This window comes from Streptomyces sp. NPDC027189 (assembly GCF_055566975.1).
This window is the reverse complement of record NZ_JBVHRI010000010.1, coordinates 226,649-248,469: the sequence shown is the minus strand read 5'-3', so window position 1 is coordinate 248,469 and position 21,821 is coordinate 226,649. Positions and strand designations below refer to the sequence as shown.

14 protein-coding genes are annotated in these 21,821 nt (G+C 68.6%); 6 read left to right on the top strand and 8 right to left on the bottom strand.

Features of this window, described 5'->3' with window-relative positions:
• Nucleotides 1-111 precede the first annotated feature (111 nt).
• The 5 genes from ACZ4RZ_RS25070 (at nucleotide 112) to ACZ4RZ_RS25050 (ending at nucleotide 8,609) form a co-directional block, all read left to right on the top strand.
• On the top strand, nucleotides 112-1,596 hold the full coding sequence (locus ACZ4RZ_RS25070; protein ID WP_467747714.1) for an MFS transporter: 1,485 nt from the start codon (nucleotides 112-114) through the stop codon (nucleotides 1,594-1,596).
• A 336-nt stretch (nucleotides 1,597-1,932) separates the two neighbouring features.
• The gene (locus ACZ4RZ_RS25065; RefSeq protein WP_467747712.1) at nucleotides 1,933-3,759 is read left to right on the top strand and encodes an AMP-dependent synthetase/ligase; all 1,827 of its coding nucleotides are present in this window, start codon (nucleotides 1,933-1,935) and stop codon (nucleotides 3,757-3,759) included.
• Between the two features lie 98 nt (nucleotides 3,760-3,857).
• Nucleotides 3,858-5,114 (top strand): ABC transporter substrate-binding protein, encoded by a 1,257-nt coding sequence (locus ACZ4RZ_RS25060; RefSeq protein ID WP_467747710.1) that lies wholly within the window; start codon nucleotides 3,858-3,860, stop codon nucleotides 5,112-5,114.
• 22 nt (nucleotides 5,115-5,136) lie between these two features.
• Nucleotides 5,137-7,833, top strand: coding sequence for an ABC transporter permease subunit (locus tag ACZ4RZ_RS25055; protein WP_467747708.1), 2,697 nt, complete (start codon nucleotides 5,137-5,139; stop codon nucleotides 7,831-7,833).
• The gene (locus ACZ4RZ_RS25050) at nucleotides 7,830-8,609 is read left to right on the top strand and encodes an ABC transporter ATP-binding protein (protein ID WP_467747706.1); all 780 of its coding nucleotides are present in this window, start codon (nucleotides 7,830-7,832) and stop codon (nucleotides 8,607-8,609) included. The genes ACZ4RZ_RS25055 and ACZ4RZ_RS25050 overlap by 4 nt, the downstream gene beginning before the upstream one ends.
• Here ACZ4RZ_RS25050 and ACZ4RZ_RS25045 read toward each other — a convergent pair.
• From ACZ4RZ_RS25045 to ACZ4RZ_RS25010, 8 genes are read right to left on the bottom strand one after another with little or no spacing between them, the layout of a single operon-like run.
• The gene (locus ACZ4RZ_RS25045) at nucleotides 8,606-10,633 is read right to left on the bottom strand and encodes a PQQ-dependent sugar dehydrogenase (RefSeq protein WP_467747704.1); all 2,028 of its coding nucleotides are present in this window, start codon (nucleotides 10,631-10,633) and stop codon (nucleotides 8,606-8,608) included. The genes ACZ4RZ_RS25050 and ACZ4RZ_RS25045 overlap by 4 nt on opposite strands.
• A gap of 11 nt (nucleotides 10,634-10,644) precedes the next feature.
• The gene (locus tag ACZ4RZ_RS25040) at nucleotides 10,645-16,233 is read right to left on the bottom strand and encodes a glycosyl hydrolase family 28 protein (protein WP_467747703.1); all 5,589 of its coding nucleotides are present in this window, start codon (nucleotides 16,231-16,233) and stop codon (nucleotides 10,645-10,647) included.
• An 11-nt stretch (nucleotides 16,234-16,244) separates the two neighbouring features.
• Nucleotides 16,245-17,024 (bottom strand): heparin lyase I family protein, encoded by a 780-nt coding sequence (locus ACZ4RZ_RS25035; protein WP_467747702.1) that lies wholly within the window; start codon nucleotides 17,022-17,024, stop codon nucleotides 16,245-16,247.
• Nucleotides 17,025-17,028: 4 nt separating this feature from the next.
• On the bottom strand, nucleotides 17,029-18,255 hold the full coding sequence (locus tag ACZ4RZ_RS25030; protein ID WP_467747828.1) for a glycoside hydrolase family 88/105 protein: 1,227 nt from the start codon (nucleotides 18,253-18,255) through the stop codon (nucleotides 17,029-17,031).
• The gene (gene pqqE, locus ACZ4RZ_RS25025) at nucleotides 18,249-19,328 is read right to left on the bottom strand and encodes a pyrroloquinoline quinone biosynthesis protein PqqE (RefSeq protein ID WP_467747701.1); all 1,080 of its coding nucleotides are present in this window, start codon (nucleotides 19,326-19,328) and stop codon (nucleotides 18,249-18,251) included. The genes ACZ4RZ_RS25030 and pqqE overlap by 7 nt, the downstream gene beginning before the upstream one ends.
• On the bottom strand, nucleotides 19,325-19,579 hold the full coding sequence (gene pqqD / locus ACZ4RZ_RS25020) for a pyrroloquinoline quinone biosynthesis peptide chaperone PqqD (protein ID WP_467747699.1): 255 nt from the start codon (nucleotides 19,577-19,579) through the stop codon (nucleotides 19,325-19,327). Before pqqD ends, pqqE begins: the two co-directional genes overlap by 4 nt.
• The gene (gene pqqC / locus ACZ4RZ_RS25015; protein WP_467747697.1) at nucleotides 19,576-20,391 is read right to left on the bottom strand and encodes a pyrroloquinoline-quinone synthase PqqC; all 816 of its coding nucleotides are present in this window, start codon (nucleotides 20,389-20,391) and stop codon (nucleotides 19,576-19,578) included. Before pqqC ends, pqqD begins: the two co-directional genes overlap by 4 nt.
• An 18-nt stretch (nucleotides 20,392-20,409) precedes the next feature.
• A complete protein-coding gene (locus tag ACZ4RZ_RS25010; RefSeq protein ID WP_467747696.1) occupies nucleotides 20,410-20,553 on the bottom strand; it encodes a pyrroloquinoline quinone precursor peptide PqqA in 144 nt (47 codons plus the stop codon).
• 367 nt (nucleotides 20,554-20,920) lie between these two features.
• Here ACZ4RZ_RS25010 and ACZ4RZ_RS25005 point away from each other — a divergent pair, with 367 nt between their 5' ends.
• Nucleotides 20,921-21,712, top strand: a complete 792-nt coding sequence (locus ACZ4RZ_RS25005; RefSeq protein ID WP_467747826.1) for an aldo/keto reductase — start codon at nucleotides 20,921-20,923, stop codon at nucleotides 21,710-21,712.
• The last annotated feature ends 109 nt before the right edge of the window (nucleotides 21,713-21,821 follow it).

Sequence of the window (21,821 nt, the reverse complement as noted above, 5' to 3'; positions counted from 1 at the left end):
GGGCCCGTCCTTGTCGGATTCCGTCGATCGGGCGTCGGAAACCGCCGCGATCATCCGGCACGACCTCATCGTACGGAGGCATACGCATCCGTGGCACAAGGAGTTGAGGACATGCGTACATGGGGGCCGCTCACGGCGGTGTGCCTGGGCACGTTCATGTTGCTGCTGGACGTGACGATCGGGATCGTCGCGCTGCCGGACATGGCGCGGGCGCTGGACGCGTCGCTGAGTGATCTGCAGTGGGTGATCGACGGGTACGCGCTCGCGCTCGCCGCGCTGCTGCTGGGAGTTGGGGCCGCGGCCGACATCCTCGGCCGCCGCCGGGTGCATGTGGCGGGCGTCGTGCTGTTCGCGGTGGCGTCGCTGCTGTGCGGGCTGGCGTCCGGGCCCGGCATGCTGGTCGCGGCGCGCGGACTGCAGGGCGTGGGCGCGGCGGCGATGTTCGCGACGACACTGCCCTTGCTCGGCTCGGTCTACCAGGGACGGCAGCGATCGGCGGCGCTCGGGGTGTGGGGCGCGGTCAGCGGCAGTGCGGCCGCGGTCGGGCCGGTGCTCGGCGGGCTGCTCACCGAGGGGCCCGGCTGGCGGTGGATCTTCTTCGTGAACCTGCCGGTGAGCGTGGCGTCGGTGTGGCTCACGCTGAAGGTGGTGCCCGAGTCGCGCGGTCCGCGCGGCATGCGCATCGACTGGGCGGGCACGGCGGCGTTCGCGTTCTTCGCGGGGGCGACGACGTACGGGGTGGTACGGGCCGGGTCCGACGGATGGACGTCGGCGCTCACGACGGGCTCGTTCGCGCTCGCGGCCCTCTCACTGGTCGCGTTCGTCCTCGTCGAGCGCCGGGTGGCCCATCCGCTGCTCGATCTGTCACTGCTGCGCAAGCCCGCGTTCGTGGGCGTGATGGTGGGCGCGCTCGCCTTCAACGGTGCGGCGTTCGGTGTCATCCCGTATCTGTCGATCTGGATGCAGACGCTGCTGGACATGAGCCCGGTGCGCGGTGGGCTCACGCTACTGCCGATGACGGGAGCCTCGGTGGCGGTCGCGATCCTGGCCGGGAAGCTGCTGCACGGGGTTCCGGCGCGGCTGACGATAGGCGGCGGGCTGCTGCTGATCGGCTCGGGCGTGTTCTGCCAGGCCGTGCTGGACGCGGGCGCGAGCTGGACGGCGCTGGTGCCGGGCCTGGTGCTGGTGGGGATCGGCACCGGGTTCGTCTCCCCCGCGATCGCGGGCGCCGCGCTCGCCGCGGTGCCGCCGGAGCGGGCAGGTATGGCGGGCGGCGCGGTCAACACGGTCCGCCAGCTCGGCTACGCGCTCGGGGTCGCCGTCTTCGGCACGGTGCTGACCTCCCGCATGCAGGACACGCTGTCGCACGACGCGGCACACACACTGGCGGGCGGCGGTGCCGGGGCGCTGCGGGGCACGCTGTCCGAGCACACGCTGCGGGCCGCCTTCGCTTCGGGGCTCAACACAGCGTCGCTGGTGGCGGGTGTGACGGGAATGATCGCCGGAGCGCTGGTACTGATGTTGGTGCGGACACCGCGTCCTGCGGCGAGCGAGGCCGTGGCACCGGCAGAGACGGTGACGGCGTCTCGCCGGTGACGCCGCGAGGGCGCCGAGCCGGCCCGGGTCCACCGGGAGCGGCTCGGCACCCTTTGTGCAGGCCTCCCGGGGCGGCACGGCTCCCGGAAGCGGATGCTCCAAGTCCGGTATCCGGGGGCCCGCGCACCGTCGTCGGGTCGTACAGATTCCGTGGAGATTACGGGCCGGAAACCTACGGAACCGTAAGCGATTCTGTCCGGCCCTTCCCCTTGTGCGGGCATTTCCTCGACTGACCAGTGCATACGCCGCGGCCCCCGGCGGTCCGACCCCCCTCCCGCCCGACGGCCAGGTGGGGTAGCTTTCACGGCGCTGTGCGGAGCGCCACAAGGAGCGGGATTGCGCGAGTTCACCAACCCTCCGTTGGCGTCGGCGCCGCCGGTGGGCGGCCTGGCCGACGTTGTGTTCGATCATGCCCTGGAAGACCCGCTGCACATCGCTCTCGGCCGCAAGGACGAGCGGGGGCAGTGGCGCGACGTGACGTCCGCCGAGTTCCGCGACGAGGTGCTCGCCCTTGCCAAGGGCCTGCTGGCCCAGGGGATCCGGTTCGGGGACCGCGTCGCGATCATGTGCCGTACGCGCTACGAGTGGACGCTCTTCGACTTCGCCCTGTGGACGGTCGGCGCCCAGGTCGTGCCCGTCTACCCCACCTCCTCCGCCGAACAGGTCTTCTGGATGCTGTACGACGCCGAGGTGTCGGCCGTCATGGTGGAGCACGAGGACCACGCGATGACCATCGCCACGGTCGTCGACCGGCTGCCGCAGCTGCACAAGCTGTGGCAGCTCGACGTGGGCGCCGTGCAGGAGCTGTACGAGGCCGGCGCGCACATCGACGACGAGGTGGTCCAGCGGCACCGGCGCGCGGTCACGCCCGAGTCGACCGCGACGATCATCTACACCTCCGGCACCACCGGCCGCCCCAAGGGCTGTGTGATCTCCCACGCCAACTTCATGTTCGAGGCGGACACCGTCATCGAGCGCTGGGAGCCCGTCTTCCACTCCAAGCGGGGCGACGAGGCGGCCACGCTGCTGTTCCTGCCGCTCGCGCATGTCTTCGGGCGGATGGTGCAGGTCGCCGCCTTCCGCGGGAAGGTCAAGTTCGGGCACCAGCCGCAGCTGAACGCGGCGGCCCTGCTGCCCGACCTGGCCGCGTTCCAGCCGACCTTCTTCCTGGCCGTGCCGTACATCTTCGAGAAGGTCTTCAACGCCGCCCGCCGCAAGGCCGAGAAGGACGGCAAGTCGGGCCCCTTCGAGAAGGCCGTCGAGGTCGCCGTGCGCTACGCGGACGCCGTCGAGTCGAAGGCCTGGGGCCTCGGGCCCGGCCCCTCCGCGAGCCTGCGCATGCAGCACCAGTTCTTCGACAAGGTCGTCTACTCCAAGGTGCGTGCCGCGATGGGCGGCCGGGTCAAGCACGCGATGTCGGGCGGTTCGGCGATGGACCGGCGGCTCGGGCTGTTCTTCGCGGGAGCCGGCGTCTCCATCTACGAGGGATACGGGCTCACCGAATCCACGGCGGCCGCGACCGCCAACCCGCCCGAGCGCACCCGGTTCGGCACCGTCGGCCAGGCGATCCCGGGCACGACCGTGCACATCGCGGACGACGGCGAGATCTGGCTGCGCGGCGACAACGTCTTCCAGGGCTACCTCAACAACCAGAAGGCCACCGACGCCACCCTGCACGACGGCTGGCTCGCCACGGGTGACCTGGGCTCCCTCGACGAGGACGGCTATCTCACCATCACCGGGCGCAAGAAGGAGATCCTGGTGACCTCCGGCGGCAAGAGCGTCTCGCCGGGGATCCTGGAGGAGCGGGTGCGCGACCATCCGCTGGTCGCCCAGTGCATCGTCGTCGGCAACGACCGGCCGTACATCGCGGCACTCGTCACCCTCGACTCCGAAGCCGTCGAACACTGGCTCCAGATGCGCGGCAAGCCGCAGTTGTCGCCCGCCCAGTTGGTGCGCGACCCGGACCTGGAAACCGAGGTGCGGCGCGCGGTGGTCGCCGCGAACACGCTGGTCTCGCAGGCCGAGTCGATCCGTACGTTCCGGATACTGGCCCACCAGTTCACCGAGGAGCACGGGCTGCTGACGCCTTCGCTGAAGCTGAAGCGGAAGGCGATCGAGAAGGCGTACTCGACGGAGGTCGAGGCGCTGTACCAGGCCTGAGGAATTTCTGACGGCTCATCACTTACCGATGCGTCAGATATTGACGGGTCGTCAGATTCAACCGAGACTTTCGGTCACCCGATTGGAGGGGGACCGACGTGTCGCGACCGATCCGCACCATCACCGCCGCCGTGGCCGCGCTGCTGCTCGCCACCACCGCCTGCAACTCGGCTGCCGATGGCGGGAGTTCGGACAAGGCGGGAAGCTCCGTACGCGGAGTGACCGACGATTCCATCAAGGTCGGCGGCATCGTCTCGATGACGACCGCCACCGGGTACTCCAAGAAGGACACCGACCTCGGCGCGAAGGCCCGGTTCGACCGGGCGAACGCGGACGGCGGGGTGAACGGCCGGAAGATCGACTACCTCGGCGCCGAGGACGACGGACAGGACCCCGCCAAGAACCTCGCGGCGGCACGCAAACTCGTCCAGCAGGACAAGGTGTTCGCGATCGCGCCGATGAGTTCGACGACCTTCTCGGGAGCCGACTTCCTCCAGCAGCAGAGGGTACCGACGTTCGGCTGGGGCACCCTGCCCTCCTTCTGCGGGCCGACGTACATCTACGGCTTCGGCGGCTGCATGGTGCCGATGCCCGGCGGCACCATCTCGCAGACCTGGCCGGAGGGGCTCAAGCAGGTGACGGGCGGCTCGCAGGGCAAGTCCGTGGCGATCCTCGCCAATGACAGCGACGCCGGCACCTTCGCCATCCGCACCTACCAGCAGAGTTTCGCCTCGGCGGGCTACAAAGTGACCTTCGCCAAGTCGTCCGTCCCCGCGGGCGCCGTGCCGAGCGACTGGTCGGCGTACACCAAGGAGATCCTGCGCAGCAACGGCGGCAAGGCCCCCGACGCCGTCGTCTCCGTGATGCAGACCCCGTACAACATCGGCCTGTTCACGGCGCTCAGGCGCACCGGATACGACGGCGTGCTCACCGACCCCACCGACTACGACCCGTCGCTGCTCGCCAAGAGCGCGACGAAGAAGGCGCTCGACGGCGTGCACATCCTGCTGTCGTTCCAGCCGTTCGAGCAGGACAGTGCGGCGATGCGGCAGTTCAAGGAGGACATCAGGAAGGCGGCCGGCAAGAGCGTTCCTTTGAACATGCACATGATGACCGGGTACATGAGCGCAGACCTGTTCCTCGCGATCGCCGAGAAAGCGGGCAAGGACCTGACGGTGGCGTCCTTCCAGAAGGCGGCGGGCGCCTTCTCCGACACGGGCACGATGGTCGGCGACCGCGCCGAACCCAGGGGTCGGAAGGAGTCGTTCGGCTGCGGGGCGCTCGTCCAGCTCAAGGGCGGGAAGTACGTCGTGTCGGCGCCGTTCAAGTGCTACTCGCCCATTCCCTTCAAGTAGGGGCTTCTGAAGGGGGCTTGGGATGTCGGACCTGTTGGGATTCGTGCTGAGCGGACTGGTCTCCGGCGCGCTGTACGCCCTGCTCGCGACCGGGCTCGTGCTGTCCTACTCGGCCTCGGGACTGTTCAACTTCGCCCACGGCGCCACCGCCTACCTGTGCGCGCTCACCTTCTACGAGTTGCACTCCGGCCTCGGCCTCCCCTCGGTTCCGACGGCGTTGCTCCTTGTGGGTGTCGTGGCGCCCGCGCTGGGCTGGGGCCTGGATCGGCTGATGTTCCGCAAGCTGGCGCGGGTCGGCGAGACAGCCCAAATCGTCGCCACCATTGGGTTGTTGGTGGCGCTGCCCGCACTGGGGCTGTGGATCGTCGAACTCCTCCAGGACGCGGGCGTGTCCGTCAAACCCGCCGAGAACCAGTTCGGGCTTCCGGGGGTCGGACCGAGCCCGGCCACGTCGTGGCAGCTGATGGACGGTGTCGGCGTCGACTCCGACCAGTTGATCACCTGGGTGGCGACCGCCGTGGTCGCCATCGGGCTGTGGATCCTGATGCGGCACACGCCCCTCGGGCTCAAACTCCGGGCGGCGGTGGACAATCGCCCGCTCGTGGAGCTGCGCGGAATGAGCGCGGACCGGCTTTCGTCGATCGCCTGGATGCTCTCGTCGGCGCTCGCCGGGCTCGCGGGTGTGCTCGCCACTCCTCTCCTCGGCCTGTCCGCCCACGACTTCACGCTCTTCCTCTTCGTCTCGGCGACGGCCGCGGTCCTCGGCCGCTTCGCGTCCATTCCGCTGGCCTTCGCCGGCGGCCTGGGGCTCGGGGTGCTGCAGAACCTGATCGCCGGGTATGCGACGTTCGCCGAGCGGATCACCGGTTTCCGTACGGCCGTTCCCTTCCTGATTCTCTTCGCCGGGCTGCTGGTGCTGACGCGGCGACAGCGGACGGCGGGCACGGCGGCGGCCGCCGACGCGCCGCCGGTCGACTACTTGGCGGGCCGGTCGTGGGTACGGCGCTGGGGCCCCTGGACGGCCGCCGGGCTGCTGCTGGCCCTCGCCTTCTACACGGTCACGACCCCCTTCTGGAGCGGCATTCTCGCCCAAGGGCTCGCCCTCTCCCTGGTGTTCGTCTCGTTCACGGTGGTGACGGGGCTCGGCGCGATGGTGTCGCTGGCGCAGGCGACATTCGTGACGGGCGCGGCGCTGGTGGCGGGGCTGCTGATGAGCCATGGCTGGCCCTTCGTGGCGGCCACGGCGGTCGGGACCTGCGCGGCCGCCGTACTGGGCGCCCTGGTGGCGCTCCCGGCGCTGCGGCTCGGCGGGCGTTCGCTCGCCCTCGCGACCCTCGCGCTGGCCTTTCTCGCCGACCAGGTCCTGTTCCAGATGGGCTGGTTGAGGAACGGCGACACGGGCTGGGCGATCCCGAGACCCGTCTTCGGACCGGTGGACCTGGGCGACGACCGCGCGATGGGCGTGGCGATGATCGTGCTCGTCGCGCTGGTCGTGGCGGCGCTCAGCGCGCTGCGGGACTCGCCGTCCGGGCGCGCGATGCTCGCGGTCCGCTCGGCCCCGGCGGCGGCGATGGCCTCGGGCGTGTCGGTGATCCGCACCAAGCTCATGCTGTTCACGCTGTCGGCGGGGCTCGCGGGCTTCGGCGGCGTGATGTACGCGTCCTACAGCACCCGCATCACCGCGACCGACTTCACCGCGATGACCGGGCTGATCTGGCTCGCGGTCGTCGTGGCGGCGGGGGTGCGCCGCCCCCAGTTCGCCGTGGTCGCGGGCCTCGTCTACGCCGTCGTACCGCATCTGCTGTCGGACTACGTCACCCAGTCCGTCCATCTGCCGGTGATCCTTTTCGGCCTGGCGGGGCTGGCGCTGGCCAATGACCCGGACGGCTACGCGGCGGCCGTCTCCACCCGCCTGCACCGCAGGCGCGCGACCACGCCACCACCCGCGACGGTCGCGGCACCCTCCCCGTCATCCCCCGAAGCCGCCCTCGAACTCCGCGCCGTACACGCCGGATACGACGGCGCCGCCGTCCTGCGCGGCGTCGACCTCGCCGTCCGCCCCGGCGAGATCCTGGCCCTCCTCGGACCGAACGGCGCCGGCAAGTCCACCATCTGCCGCGTCGCCGCCGGGCTCCTGGCCGCGCTCACCGGCCGGGTGTACGTCGCCGGGCGCGACGCCACGCGCGAGCGGGCCGTCGGACGGTCACGGGCGGGGATCGTGCTGGCGCCCGAGGGACGCGGGATCTTCCCGTCCCTCACCATCGAGGAGAACCTCGCCCTGCACCTGCCCGCGAGGGACGAACGCGACGCCGTGTACGCGCGCTTCCCCGGTCTCGCGGCGCGCCGTGGCGTCCTCGCCGGCTCACTCTCCGGCGGCGAACAGCAGATGCTCGCGCTGGCGCCACTGCTTCAGCGCCCGCCGAAGGTGCTCATCGCGGACGAGCCCTCGCTCGGCCTCGCCCCGCGCGTGGTCGACGAGGTGTTCCGGCTGCTGACCGAGCTCAAGGAGGCGGGGACCGCGCTGCTGCTCGTCGAGGAGAAGGCCGCCGAAGTCCTCGGGGTCGCGGACACGGTCGCCTATCTCGCTCAAGGACGGGTGACGTGGTGCGGTCCGCGCGCCGAGGTGGAGGCGGACGGGCTGACGGAGGCGTACTTGGGGATCGCGGCCTCGCCCCAGGGGACGCCCCGGTCATCGGCCAAGGGGGTGCCCCAGTCATGAACGCACCCGTACTCGAGGCCGTCGGCATCGGCGTCCGCTTCGGCGGCGTCCGCGCCCTCGACGGAGTGGACCTCGCGCTGCGCCCCGGCGAGGTGTGCGGACTCATCGGCCCCAACGGCGCCGGAAAGACCACCCTCTTCGACACCGTGTCGGGCATCCGCCGCCCCGACGAGGGCCGCATCCTCCTCGACGGGACCGACATCACCCGCCGCTCCCCCGTCTGGCGCGCCCGCCACGGCATGCGCCGCACTTTTCAGCGGCAGCAGCTGTTCGGTCAGCTCACCGTGGCCGACAACCTGGTGGTGGCCCAGGAGTGGCGGGGTGGCGGGGGCGGCCTCGCAGCGGATCTGCTGGCGGCGCCCACCCGGCGTCCCTACGAGAGGAAGCGCAGGGAACGGGCGGACGTGGTGCTCAGGAGCTGCGGCCTGGAGGAACTCGCGGGCGGCTACGCGGGAGCCCTGCCCGTTGGCCGGGCCCGGATGGTCGAGCTGGCGCGCGCGGTCGCGGACCCGCCCAGGGTGCTGTTGCTGGACGAGCCCGCGAGTGGGATGACAGATGATGAAATCCGTCATCTGTTGTCTGTCATCCGTCATCTGTCGATTGAAGAAGGCTGCGCCGTCCTCCTTGTCGAACACAACGTCGCCTTCGTCATGGAACTCTGTGCCCGTGTCGTCGTTCTCGACCTCGGCCGCGTCCTCGCCGAGGGCACGGCCGCCGAGGTACACGCCGACCCGAAGGTCAGGGACGCCTACCTCGGCGCCGCGCCCGCCGACTAGTTGATGCTCACCCGGAAGATCTTGTCCGAGCCGTCCGCCGCACCTCCGTTGTTGTCGCAGTTGGTGGTCGAGAGCCAGAGCTGATCGGCGCCGGGGACCTTGGTGACCGTGCGCAGACGGCCGTACGTGCCCACGTAGTAGGCGGTCGCCGTGCCGACGTTCTCCGTGTCGCCGTTGATCGGGATGCGCCACAGTCGCTCACCGCGCAGGGACGCCATGTAGATGACGTTGCGGACGATGGCGATACCGCTGGGTGAGGCCTCGGAGACGTTCCAGGTCTTCTTGGGGTTGGTCATCCCGGAGACGCTGCACGTGCCCTCACAGGTCGGCCAGCCGTAGTTGGCGCCCGGCTTGATGAGGTTCAGCTCGTCCTTGGAGCTGTCGCCGAACTCGGCCTCCCACAGCCGTCCGTTGCGGTCGAAGGCCAGCCCCTGCGGGTTGCGGTGGCCGTAGCTGTAGACGTAGTTCCCGAACGGGTTGCCGGGAGCCGCCTTGCCGTCCGTCGTCATGCGCAGGATCTTGCCGTTGAGGGAGTTCTTGTCCTGCGCGAGGGCGGGCGTCTGGGCCTCACCGGTCGAGACGTACAAATAGCCGTCGGGGCCGAAGGCGAGCCGCCCGCCGTTGTGGTAGCGGTTCTTCTTGATGCCCTGGAGCAGGATCGTGTAGCCGGTCAGCGAGCTGCCGTTGTACGTCATGCGGACGACCCGATTGCCCTCGGACGCCGTGTGCATGAAGTAGACGTAGTGGTTGGTCTCCCACTTCGGATCGACCGCCACGCCCAGCAGGCCGCCCTCACCGTTGGTCGTCACCGCGTTGGGCACGGTCCCGACCTGTGTCTTCGTGCCGTCCTTCGTGACCTTCCAGACGCGGAAGTCGTCCCGCTCGGTGACCAGGGCGGTCTGGCCGTCGGGCATCCAGTACGTGCCCCACGGAATCGTCCAGCCGCTGGAGACCGTCCCGATCGACGACGGGACACCGCCGTCCGTGGCGCAGGCCTTCGTCGTGAAGGTGACGGTGTTGCTCTGCGCGGAGACGTTGCCCGCCGCGTCGCGCGCCACCACATTCAGGGTGTACGGGCTGTTGCAGGCCAGCCCGGTGAGCGTCGTCGACGTGCCGGTGACGCTCTTGTACACGGTCGTGTCACTGCGCACGTCGTACCCGACGACCGCCTTGTCGTCCGTCGAGGCGCCCCAGCTCAGGTCGACGCCATTGGCGGTGACGTTGGACGACGTGAGGGTGCCGGGCTTGGTCGGCGGGGTGGTGTCGGAGCTCGGCGGGGTGGTGCAGTCCACGACCGGGCTGGCCTGCGAGGCATTGCCGGCCGCGTCCCGGGCGATGACCGTCAGGTTGTAGGTGGTGCGCGGGCTCAGCCCGGTGAGCGCCTTCGAGGTCGCGTCACCCGGCGCCTCGCCGAGCTTGTTGCCGTGTTCGTAGATGTCGTACGCCGTCACGCCGACGTTGTCCGTCGAGGCACCCCACGCGAGGGTGAGGCCGTCCTCCGTGACCGCGGAACAACTCGGCTGGCCGGGGCGGCTCGGCGCCTGGGTGTCGGCCGCCGCTCCGATGCCGATCCGGTCGAGGTTGGGGCCGCCGTTGGCCGTGGTGGCCGTCGCGCGGATCTTGTTGGAGCCCGCGTTCAGGGAGACGTCGAGACTCTTGGTCGCCCAGGTGTCCCAGTTGGTGGTGGCCGGGAAGGAGACACCGGTGGCGACCACCGTTCCATTGACGGAGATGTTCATCGGCCGGTCGGTGGTCGTGCCGTTGGCGTACCGCAGGGCCAGTGACGAGGTGCCCGCCGAGGCCGCGCTCACCGTGAACTCCACGTACGAGCCGGTGGTGTTGGTGTAGTCGACGAAGCCGGTGCCCGTGTAGCCGGTGTGGTTGGAGGCCACCGTGCCCTGCGAGATCACGGCGTCCTCGGCCTGGTAGTCGGTGGCCGCGCGGGCCGCCGAACCGGTCAGTCCGACCAGCGGCACGGCCAGGGCCAGGGAAACGCACCAGGGAAGCGCTCTTGTGAGTTTCATGGTTGATCCCCTCAGCCCGTGTATTGGGCGAAGACCTTGAGGTAGTCGTACGGCTGCTGCGAGACGCCGCTGCAGGAGTCCCCGTCGGAACCGGAACCGCAGGCCCGGTCGCGGTTCACGGACCAGTAGGTGAGGCGCGCGATGTGATGCTGCTGCGCGTAGGCGAGCATGGTCTTGAAGTCGGCCACGCGGACCCGTTCACCGGAGTCGTCGGTCTTGCCGTTCATCGACGACAGGCCGATGTGCGCGTACGTCGTCGCGTCGCTGTATCCGTACGCCGACTTCACCCGCGCCTTGAGGCCTTCCATGGCCCGTGTGGTCAGCGTGCCCATGTTGGTGGTACCGCCGCCGAAGTCGAACGGCATGATGCACCAGATGTCGTTCGCCAGACCGGAGTTGGCGCCCCGCTTGATCATGTCGACGCCGGTGGAGTCCGGCCCGCTGGTCGTCGTACCGAAGGTGATGATGGTCTTCAGACCGGCCTTGTTGGCCTTCACGATCTTCAGCGCGTCGATCACGCGCTGCCGCACCGTCGCGTTGTTCCACTCGGTGTTCTCGATGTCGATGTCGATGACCTTGAGGCCGTAGGCGTTGATCACCTTCTGGTACGCGCCCGCGAGCGCCGAGGCGCTGGAACACTTCTCGCCGAGTTTGGCACCGCTCCAGCCGCCGACGGAGACGATGACGTCACCGCCGGCCGCCCGGATCGCGTTGATCTTCGCCTGGTCGTTTCCGCCGGTCAGCGGGCGCGACCCGTCCCACTTCGGGTTGCAGGAACCGTCGGACAGAATGAAGGCGAGCGTGAACCACTTGACGCCGGTCGCCGACATCACGGAGGTGGGGTTCTGCGGGTTGCCCCAGCCGAGGTACTCGTACGGGGCGACGGCCATTCCGGGAGCCGCAGCAGAAACGTTCACTTGATGAACCGAGTTCACAGCCATCGCGCCGCTGACCGGATCCACAGCTTTCGTGGCGCTCACCGGCTTCACACGGATCAGCCGTGTTTCTCCCGGTCGCAGCGTCGCGCTGTACGAGTTCGCGATCACGCCCTTGTGGGAGCCCGACCACAGGTCCGTGACGTCGCCGGAGCCCGTGAAACCGACCTGCGACCAGTTCACACTGACCGCGGTGTTGCCGGACGTACCGGTGTTGAACAGTGCCACGACATAGTCGCCGCTGTTCTCCTTCTTGCTCCAGACCTGCTTGACACCACTGTTCACAACCCGTTTCGCGGCGACGCCGTCCTGGTCGACGCCGATGAGCCGGTCATTCGTCAGCATCGCCTTGTCGACGGAGTCGACGTGCGTGAGGTCGGTGCCGAGCAGCAGCGGCGCGGCCGCCATCGCCCACAGGGTGAAGTGGGAGCGGCGCTGATCGGCGGTGAGTCCTGCCTGGTCGCCGTTGCCGACCTCCAGGGAGTCGAGGTCGTTCCAGCCGCCCGGGCCGGCGTACGGCTGCCAGTTCGCCGCCGAGGTGAAGCGGGCGGAGACGTGCGACCAGTCGGTCAGCGGATAGCCGCTGCCGTTCGGGCCCGAACCGCAGTAGCACTCGACATCGCCCTGAGTGCGCCAGCTGTTCGCCAGCGAGCGCCAGGTGGAGGCGTTCGCGATCGGGAGGTTGTTGGACAGGGCGAAGTTGATCGGCCGGCCCGTCGCCCGCAGCGCCTTGTCCCAGGCCTGGACGTCGGGGATGTCGGCGCTGCCCACCCCGTCGATCTTCAGGTAGTCGACTCCCCAGGAGGCGAACTGCCTCGCCCACGAGTTCACGAACTCCTGAGCGCCCGGCTTCCCGTAGTCGATGTAGTACATGTTCTTGCAGTTGTAGTTCTTCTCGGTCTTCGACGTGTCCGCGATATCGGCCGCGTGATACGACGTCCCCTCGATCGGGGTGTTCTCGGTGACCGCGTTCTTGGCGATGCCCGGTGTCACATAGAAGCCGAACTTCAGTCCCTTGGAGTGGATGTAGTCGGCCAGCGCTTTGATTCCGGAGGGGAATTTGGCCGTGTCGACGGTCCAGCGGCCATAGGAGTCGACAACGAATCCGTTCGCGTCGCACTTCTGCCAGAAGTCGTCGAGGTTGACGTACACGAAGCCGTGGTTCTTGAGGCCGCTCGCCACCAGGGCGTCGGCCTGCGCCTTGATCTTCGCCTCGGTGGGCCAGCGGCGGACGAAGCTCCAGCTGCTCCAGCCCATCGCGGGCCGGACGGACTGGCCGTTGTCCGAGTAGGGCCCGACCGCCGCCCCCGCCGCTGATGCGTACGAGGAACCGGCCGTGGGTGCCGGTGTGGCGTACGACGTCCCGATCCACGTCTCGTCGATCCGCAACCGCTTGTAGCGGGTCGAGTCGGTGGACGCGGCCCAGGTGGAGTCGACTTCGAGGCGTACGTACCGGGCATCGGCCGCCGTCAGGTCGATGCCCTGAATTCCGCGGCGACTTGGCAGTTGCCCGGTCTTCACCGCGCTTCCCCAGCTGGAGCCGTCGTTGCTGAGGAACACCTTGTACGCCTTGATCCGCGCCGACTGTTCGGTGTCGGAGCGCGCGTAGGCGACGGAGTCCTCGCGCTGGTTCAGCCCGATGTACTGGACCTTCTTCGCCGAGCCGAGGTCGAAGGTGAGGTTGACCGGCAGGGCCTTGTTGTTGTCCCAATACGTGAGGTAGTTGCCGTCCGAGGCTGCCGAACCCTCATGCCCGCTCGCCGAGGAGCCGGCGCTGACCGTGACCCCGGAGAGGATGCCCTGCCGTCCCGCGGTCGTGACCCTGAAGACGGTGTCGTACGGGTCCCAGTTGCCAAGGCCGCTCAACGTGAGCACTCCGCCGGACTGCGACCACGAAATCGCCGCTCCAGTACGGAGGTTGGTCACGGACGCGATCCGGTAGCCGTTGTCGCGGATACGCAGCGTGCTGGTGGACGGCGGCGTCAGCACGTGCACGTACTGGAGGTTGGGGTCGCTCTTGCTGATCGTCGTCACGCCGTGGGCACCGTCGTTCCAGAAGCCGGGCTTGAGGCCGCCGTACATGTAGCCGCCGCCCTCGGTTCCGTGCAGGGACTGCCAGATGGGGTCCAGGTAGGAGTCGGCGAAGTTGTTGAAGGCGGCCTGGTTGCTCGGGAACTTGCCGTTGACCTGGGCGGTCTCGGCCATCAGCGCCTTCACGGACGATCCCGCGTTGGTGATCAGCCGGCCGAGGGTGAGCATCTTGTCGACGGAGGGGTTCGAGCCGTCGTACCACCAGGCTCCGCTCGACGGGAGCTTGAAGTCGGCCTCGGTCAGCCGGGGTTGGGCCGTGTAGACCGCCTGGGGGTAGTCGTACGGCGGGGTCATCCCCGTCTTCTGCTCATTGCTGATCATGTCCATGATCGGCGTGTCTTCGTTGTTGTTGCTCAGCGTGTAGTTCGGGCGCTTCTGCTGAATCTGCGCGTAGAGGTTGTGGCTCTCCCAGTACGCGTTGTCGTTGTCGATCCAGAAGCCGCCGAGTTCGGGATAGCGGTCCATGACCTCGAAGAAGTTGTCGTACGAGAAGCGGCCGAAACCGTCACGGGTGGTGAGGTCCACGTTCGTGCCCTTGTAGGCGGAGTACGCGGCCGAGTCGAGCCATTCGTGACCGCCCTCGTTGTGCCACTGGGGGTCGTCGGTCATATAGAGGATGACCTTGAGGCCCTTGGCCTTGGCCGCGGTGATCAGTTCGCCGAGGAAGTCGCGGTGGGTGGAGCAACTGCCGGGGATCTTCGACGGCCAGGGGCGGGCGTAGCCGAGCCGGCTGTGGAAGGTGGCGAGGACGAGGTACTGGGTGTGCAGTTTCTGGGCCTCCTTCACCCAGTAGTCGGGGGTCCAGCCGCCGCTGGTGACGTCGTTCTCCCAGGCGGTGCAGCTGGTGTGGGCGGGGGCGGTGCGTTCACCCCAGTGCAGGAAGAGGCCGCCGACGGAACCCCGGAGGAACGCCTGACGGGGGTTCTCCACGTCGAGCGGCTTCGCGGCAGCGCTCCCGGCGACGGGCCTCTTCGCGGCCGCACTCTCCACATCCGCGCTCTTCGCGGCCACGCTCTCCGCAGTCGCGGTCTTCGCGGTCGCCGTCTTCGCGGCCGCGCCCTTGACGGCCGTACCGCAGCTCTCGCTCGACCCGGCGCTGGAGACTCGCAGAGCCCCGCCCGACGTGTTGTGACTGTCCGTCAGGCAGTACCCCGTGACGCTCTGGAACCCCATGTCATGTGGCGAGTTGCTCCCGCGCTGTGCAGTGAAACGGTTGAATCTGATCCCGCTGGCCGAGTTGGCGATGACGGCAGGACGTCCGTCGCTCGCCGCGAACTTCACCGAGCTGTCCGTGAAGGTCACGTCGTCCGCGTTGTGCAGGTACCAGCCGTACGCGGGACGCGTGCCGATGGCCTTCGGGTTGTAGTCGTTCGGGTCGTTGCTCGGCACGGCGGTGGACATGGTCCCGTTGCCGCCGGGCACGGTGATGTTGACGTTGGTGAAGGTGACCCCGTTGATCCGGTGGCCGCTCTCGCCCCACAGGGTCGGGCTGAAGGACGGGCTCGACCCTGTCGCCGTGATGTTGTCGTAGGTGATGTCGCTGATGGAGCCGATGCCCGGACTGTTGCCGCAGCGCTTGCGTGTGCCGATCTTCTGCATGATCGGCGAGTGGACGTTCGTCATCGTGATGTCGCGGTAGTGGACGTCCGAGATCTTCGCGCCGTCCATCGAGACCATGCCGAGCCCGGATTTGTTGGATCCCTCGATGCGGATCTTCGCGAACTGGTAGTCGGAGAAGTCGCCGCAGGTCTCGGAGCCGAACATCAGCGCGTTGCAGCACACCGCCGACAGATAGGAATCGCTCACCCGTACATGGCCGTTGGGCAGCTTGGCCCCGAGCGCGTAGTCGCTCTTGAAGACGAGCGCGTCGTCGTTGGCCTTGATGTTGGCGTTGGTGACGGTGACATTCGTCGTGCTGATGATGTTCCAGCCGTCACGGTCGCTCGCGGTGTCGATGGTCAGGTGGTCCGAAGTGACGTTCGTACAGCCGTTGATGAGGGCCGCGAAGTGGCCGCCGCGGCGCAGGGTGAGCCCGTCGCCGATGCGCAGGCCGTTGCAGCGAGTCAGGGACAGGATCTTGTCGGCCTCGCCGGACTTGGGGTTGCCGGTGATGAGGTTGCCCAGGCCGTCGATGACGCCCTCGCCCACGAAACCGATGTTCGTGAGCCGGTCGCCGTAGATCATCGCGTTGTGGAAGTGGCTGTGCCCGTAGTCCTGGTAGGCGTCGTTGGGGTTGTCCTCGGGCGGGTCGTACGTGTCCGCGCTGGAGCCCTGGATGGTCGCGCCCTTGTCGACCTGGAGCGTGACCTGGCTCTTCATGTGGATGGTGTTCTTCGACTTGTACTTGCCTGCGGGGAAGCGGACCGTGCCGCCGCCCGCGGAATTCGCTGCCGTGATGGCCTTGTTGATGGCAGAGGTGTCATTGGTGGAGCCGTCGCCCTTGGCTCCGTAGTCGCGTACGTCGAAGACGCCGGCCCGGGTCGTCGGTGCGGCCGCGAGGGCCTGGGGGTGTGTCAGGCCGAGAACCACGGCGAAGGCGAAGAAGAGCGTCGTCACCCAGTGTGTGCGTTTCATGTGACGGGTCCTCACACCAGTTGGTAGCCGCGGAGATTGGTCAGCAGCAGGTAGCAGTCCTGCAAAGACCCGGAGGTGTCGCCCAGGGAGCGGTAGATGCCCCACTTGGGACGCACTCGGTCGGCCAGGAAGGTGTCGACGCCCGTCTTCGACTTGTCGATGACCGTGGTCGAGCCGTTCCTGAGGATCCAGCGGACCGAGCCGGCCGAGCCGTTGCCGACCTTGATCTGGAAGTCGACGTCGATCCATTTGTTGTGCAGCGGATCCAGGTCCGTACGGCCGACGAGAATGTCGTCGATCGCCAGCTTCAGCTCGATGGTCTGCACTCCGTTCACGCGCCGCAGCGACTGCACGACGATCGGCGAGGTGCCGTTTCCGGGCTGCTTCATCTGCATGATGTGGGTGAAGGTGGTCGTCGCCTTCAGCGAGCTCGGGATGTACATCGAGTACGTGAGCCGCCAGGTCTGGCCCTCGGTCCACTTCAGATAGTTGCTGCCGCTGCCGTTGCGCAATCCGGTGACCTCCTGGCGCTGCCGGTCGGTCGACGTGTCCCGGTCGACCTTGTGCATGTTGAAGCGCCAGTTGTCGCCGGTCGCGTAGATGTGTGGCTGTCCGGCCGGGTGCGAGTCGGCACGGTCGTCCTCGACGGTCTCGAAAGCGCCGAGTCCGTTGCCGCTCGCCGAGGGGGCCCACTTCTGCTGCCAGGAGGCGGCATGCGCCGCTGTGGCGCTCGAGAGGCCGACCGCGCCGCCGAGTGCGGCGCCGAGCAGCCCTCTCCTAGACGTGCTCATGACACTAATCACCTCGCAACTGTTCGTTCATGATCAGAAAGGCGCCGAGGCCGTGGAAGTCGTTCGTGGCCCGGGTGCGGGCGACGTAGTACGCGTAGTCGCCGACGTTCGTGCCGATCGAGATGTCGGTGAGAAGGGTGCGGCCGTCGGAGCCGGTCGAGACCCTGGCGAGGACGCCTTGGTAACCGCGCCGGGCGACAGTGGCGTAGTGCCCGTCCAGGTAGCCCTGTTGGACGCCGCGCGAGAGGGCGTAGGTGAACATGCTGGAGCAGGACGTCTCGGTCCAGTTGTCGCTCCTGCCGCCCTTGTCGATCACCTGGAACCAGCGCCCGGTCGCCGGGTCCTGGTACTTCTCCAGGCCGACCGCCAACTTCCTGAAGATGTTGATGAGTTGGGTCCGACGGGGATGGTTGACCGGGATCGCGTCCAGCACATTGACGATCGCCATCGAGTACCAGCCGACCGCCCGGCACCAGTGCTCGGGCGCGAGCCCCGTCTGCGGATCGGCCCAGCTCGCGGTCTTCGACTCGTCGTACGCGTGCTTCAACAGGCCGCTCGGGACCTGGAGATGGCTGCCGTAGACGTACAGCTGCTTGGCCGCCTCGTCGTTCGCGTACGTCGCGTCCCCGAACTCCTTGCCGTACTCGACGAGGAACGGGTTCACCATATAGACGCCGTCGGCCCAGAGTTGATGGGCCCGGCTGCTGGTGTCGGCGTGCCAGAAGCCGCCGTCGGCGGTACGCGGGTAGGTGGTGAGCCGGTCGCGGATCTTCTTCGCCGCCTTGCGGTAGCGGTCCTGACCCGTCTCGTGGTGCAGGATGGTCAGCAGTCGGCCGGCCTGCATGCTGTCGAGGCTGTTGAAGCTCTGGTTGATCGTCCCGTCGCTCTTCACGAAGCGGTCGACGTAGGTCTTGATGTACGTGAGATAGCGGGCGTCGTGCGTGCGCCGATAGGTGAGGTACTGGCCGTAGAGGTAGAGACCGACCGGGTACGACCAGCCGCCGATCGTGCTGGGCGAGTAGCGGGCCATGGTCGAGTCGATCAGGGCGACCGACCAGTCGGGAACGGCGACCGGGGACCGGTCGCGGGCGGTGATCCGGGAGCCGTCGGGCGCGGCGATCTGCTGAGGCCCGGCCATGGCAGCCTGGGGCGCGGTCGCGGATACCGTCATCAGGCCCGCGGTGGCGAGCGCGCCCGCGAGCAGCGCCGCTCGCAGTCGTCGTCTCATGATCCTCCCTCTCGGTAGGCGTAGGCAGAGGCCGTACGCGGGCTGTCGTCGACGAGCGTGCGTACGAGGTGGTGGTCGGGGGCGTGGCGGCAGGCCGGGTCGGTGCGCGTGGCGTCACCGGTGAGCGCGTAGGCCTGGCAGCGACAGCCGCCGAAGTCGCTGACGCGCAGGGCGCAGGTGCGGCAGGGGTCCCGCATCCAGCCCTCGCCGCGGTAGGCGTTGAAGGCCTTCGACTCGCGCCAGATCCAGTCGAGTTGGTGGTCCCGCACGTTCGGCGGGTCGAGGTCGGGGAGGCTCGCCGCGGCCGGGCACGGAAGCACGGTGCCGTCCGGGGCGACGGTGAGGGAGACGGCTCCCCAGCCGCCCATGCACGGTTTCGCGATGCCGTCGAGGTAGTCGGGTGCGACCCAGATCAACTCCAGGGCACCGATGAGCTGTTCACGGCGGCGGGTCACGATGACGCGGGCCCGTTCGACCTGGTCGCGGGTCGGCAGCAGGGCCGCGCGGTTGCGTAACGCCCAGCCGTAGAACTGGGTGTTGGCGAGCTCGATCCGCTCAGCGCCCCAGTCGAGGCCGAGCGTGATCAGATGGTCCAGGGCATCGATGTTGGCGCGGTGGAGCACGACGTTGAGGCCGAGCGGGAGTCCGGCCGCGCGCACCAGGCGTGCGGCACGTTCCTTGGCGGCGAACGAGCGTGCGCCCGCGATGGTTTCGGCGGCAGCGGGATCCGCGTGCTGCACGGAGAGCTGGACGCAGCGCAGTCCGGCGTCCCGCAGTTCCGTGAGCCGCCGCTCGTGCAGGCCCACTCCGCTGGTGACGAGCTGGGTGTAGAGCCCGGCGGCGTCCGCGGCCTCGACGATAGCGGTGAGGTCCCGGCGGAGCAGCGGTTCGCCGCCGGAGAGATGGGTCTGGACGACGCCCAGGTCGGCGGCCTGGCGCAGCACGTCGGCCCATTGCCCGGTGGTCAGCTCTCTTGACCGACTGATCAGTTCGACGGGGTTGGAGCAATACGCGCAGCGCAGCGGACAGCCGTGGGTGAGTTCGGCGAGCAGGGCCCAGGGGGGAGCCACGGTCACTGGAGCCAGCCCTCCTTTCGCAACGCCGCGAGGAATGCGGGGACTTCGTCGGCGACCGGCGCGCCGGGGAACCGTTCGCCCAGCTCGGCGACGATCTCGGGCACCGCGCGACTGCCGTCGCAGAGCCGCACGACGCTGCCCGCGGTGCCGCGCAGGACGACGACTCGCTCGGGGAGGAGGAGCAAGTCGGCTTCCCTGACATGGTTGTGACGGAGCATCACGGACCGGGAGAGGGCGGGGCGCCAGGTCATGACCCGCTCACCGGGTCGCGCGGCACGTCGGCGTGGTCCACTCCGCCGCCCTGATCCACGCGGTCGCCCTGGCCCACCCGGCCGCCCCGGCCCTCTCCGCCGCCATGGTCCACGGCGTCCAACAAGGCCCACAGCACCTCGCACTTGAACGCCAGCGCGGCCACCGCCCGCTCCTGCTGTTCCCTGGTGCGGGCCCAGGCCTGGACGAGTGCGAGGGCTTCCTCGCTGTCCCGGCCACCCTGGCCGATACGGGCCCGGAAGTAGGCGAGCCCGTCGGCGTCGATCCAGGGATAGTGCCGCTCGAAGGCGGCGATCCTCGTGCGCATCAGCCCGGGCGCCGACAGCTCGGTGAGCGAGGCGGCGACCGCGTCCAGTGCCGGTCGCCGGCGGCAGAAGGTGACGTAACCCTCGACCGCGAACCGTACGCCGGGCAGCACCCGGGACGCGTCCCACAGTGTCGGACGGTCGAGGCCGGCCGCCTCGCCGAGCCGCAGCCAGCGTTCGATGCCGCCCTCGCCGTCGGCCGTTCCGTCGTGGTCCTGGATCCTGCGCAGCCAGGCACGGCGCAGCGCGGGCTCGTCGAGCTTGGCGGCGATCAGGGCGTCCTTGACGGGGATGTGGCGCTGGTAGTGGAAGCGGTTGGCGATCCAGCGGCGCAGCTCGATGGGCGTCAACTCGCCTTGGTGCATACGGATGTTGAAGGGGTGCCGGTCGTGGTAGCGCTCCTTGACGACGGCGCGCAGCCGCTCGGTGAACTCAGTGGTTCGCCAAGGGGCCGCGGCACCGTCGGCGCGCGCGGTTGTCGCGGTCATGGTTCGACCACCGGTGGTCTAGCGCTCACCGAGGGCGTACGCGGTGACCTCCAGGGCGGTCTCGACGACGAGATACCCGGGGGTCTCCCAAACCCTTTCCTCCGATGTTTCCCGAATGGTCGGTTGCGTGCAGGAGGCCTCGAGAGCCAGATGTTCGTACATGTGTGCGTACCCGCTTTCCTGATGGGTGGGGGGTGTGAAGCCCAGACAGGTGTGGTGGGGCCCAGAAAGGCACTGGCGTTCACATGCGTGCACTGAGTTCATGAGAGCGTTCAGTGACGTGATACAGAGTTGCGGGGTGACGGGATCCGGTCAATGGTCCGGACCGAGAAGGTCGGATCCATTTCCGGCCAACCTCCGCTCGGGGCAAGGACCGACGCCCGGCCCTCACGGTGAATCCACGAGGAATCCACCGGTCAGGAATGCATTACGGCCCGTGATCGTTGACCATGGGAGTACCACCCGACGACTGAAGGATCGAGAGCTCGTGAGCAAGGTCCCCCCGATCACTCTGAACAACGGCGTCGAGATGCCGCAGCTGGGCTTCGGTGTCTGGCAGGTGCCGGACGACGAGGCGGAGCGGGCGGTAGCCACCGCGCTGGAGGCTGGATACCGCAGCATCGACACCGCTGCGATCTACGGCAACGAAGAGGGCACCGGCAAGGCCATCGCCGCCTCCGGCATCGCCCGCGAGGATCTCTTCGTCACCACCAAGCTCTGGAACAGCGACCAGGGGTACGACTCGACGCTGCGCGCCTTCGAAGCGTCCCTGGACAAGCTCGGCCTGGAGTACATCGACCTGTATCTGATCCACTGGCCGCTGCCGTCCCGGGGCAAGTACATCGACACGTACAAGGCCTTCGAGAAGCTCTACGCGGACGGCCGCGCCAAGGCCATCGGTGTCTCCAACTTCCTTCCGGAGCACCTGGAGAAGCTGATCGACGCGACGTCCGTCATCCCGGCCGTCAACCAGATCGAGCTGCACCCGTACCTCCAGCAGCACGCGGCGCGCGAATACCACGCGGATCAGGGCATCGCGACCGAGGCCTGGTCGCCGCTCGGCTCGGGCAAGGGCCTCCTGGAGGTCCCGGCGATCGTCGCCATCGCCCAGAAGCACGGCCGCACGCCGGCGCAGATCGTGCTGCGCTGGCACCTCCAGCTGGGGAACATCGTGATCCCCAAGTCCGTGACCCCGTCCCGGATCAAGGAGAACATCGACGTCTTCGACTTCTCGCTGGACACCGAGGACATCGCGGCGATCACCGCGCTGAACGAGGACCGTCGCCTGGGCCCGGACCCGGCGACGTTCGAAATAGGCTGAGGCCCGCGGCCGCCGTATGCGTCCGCCCCGCCGCGGGAGACCCCCCGGCGTGGCGGACGCGTACGGGAGCCGGACCGTCGCCGCCCGGCTCCCGTACGGAACACGACCC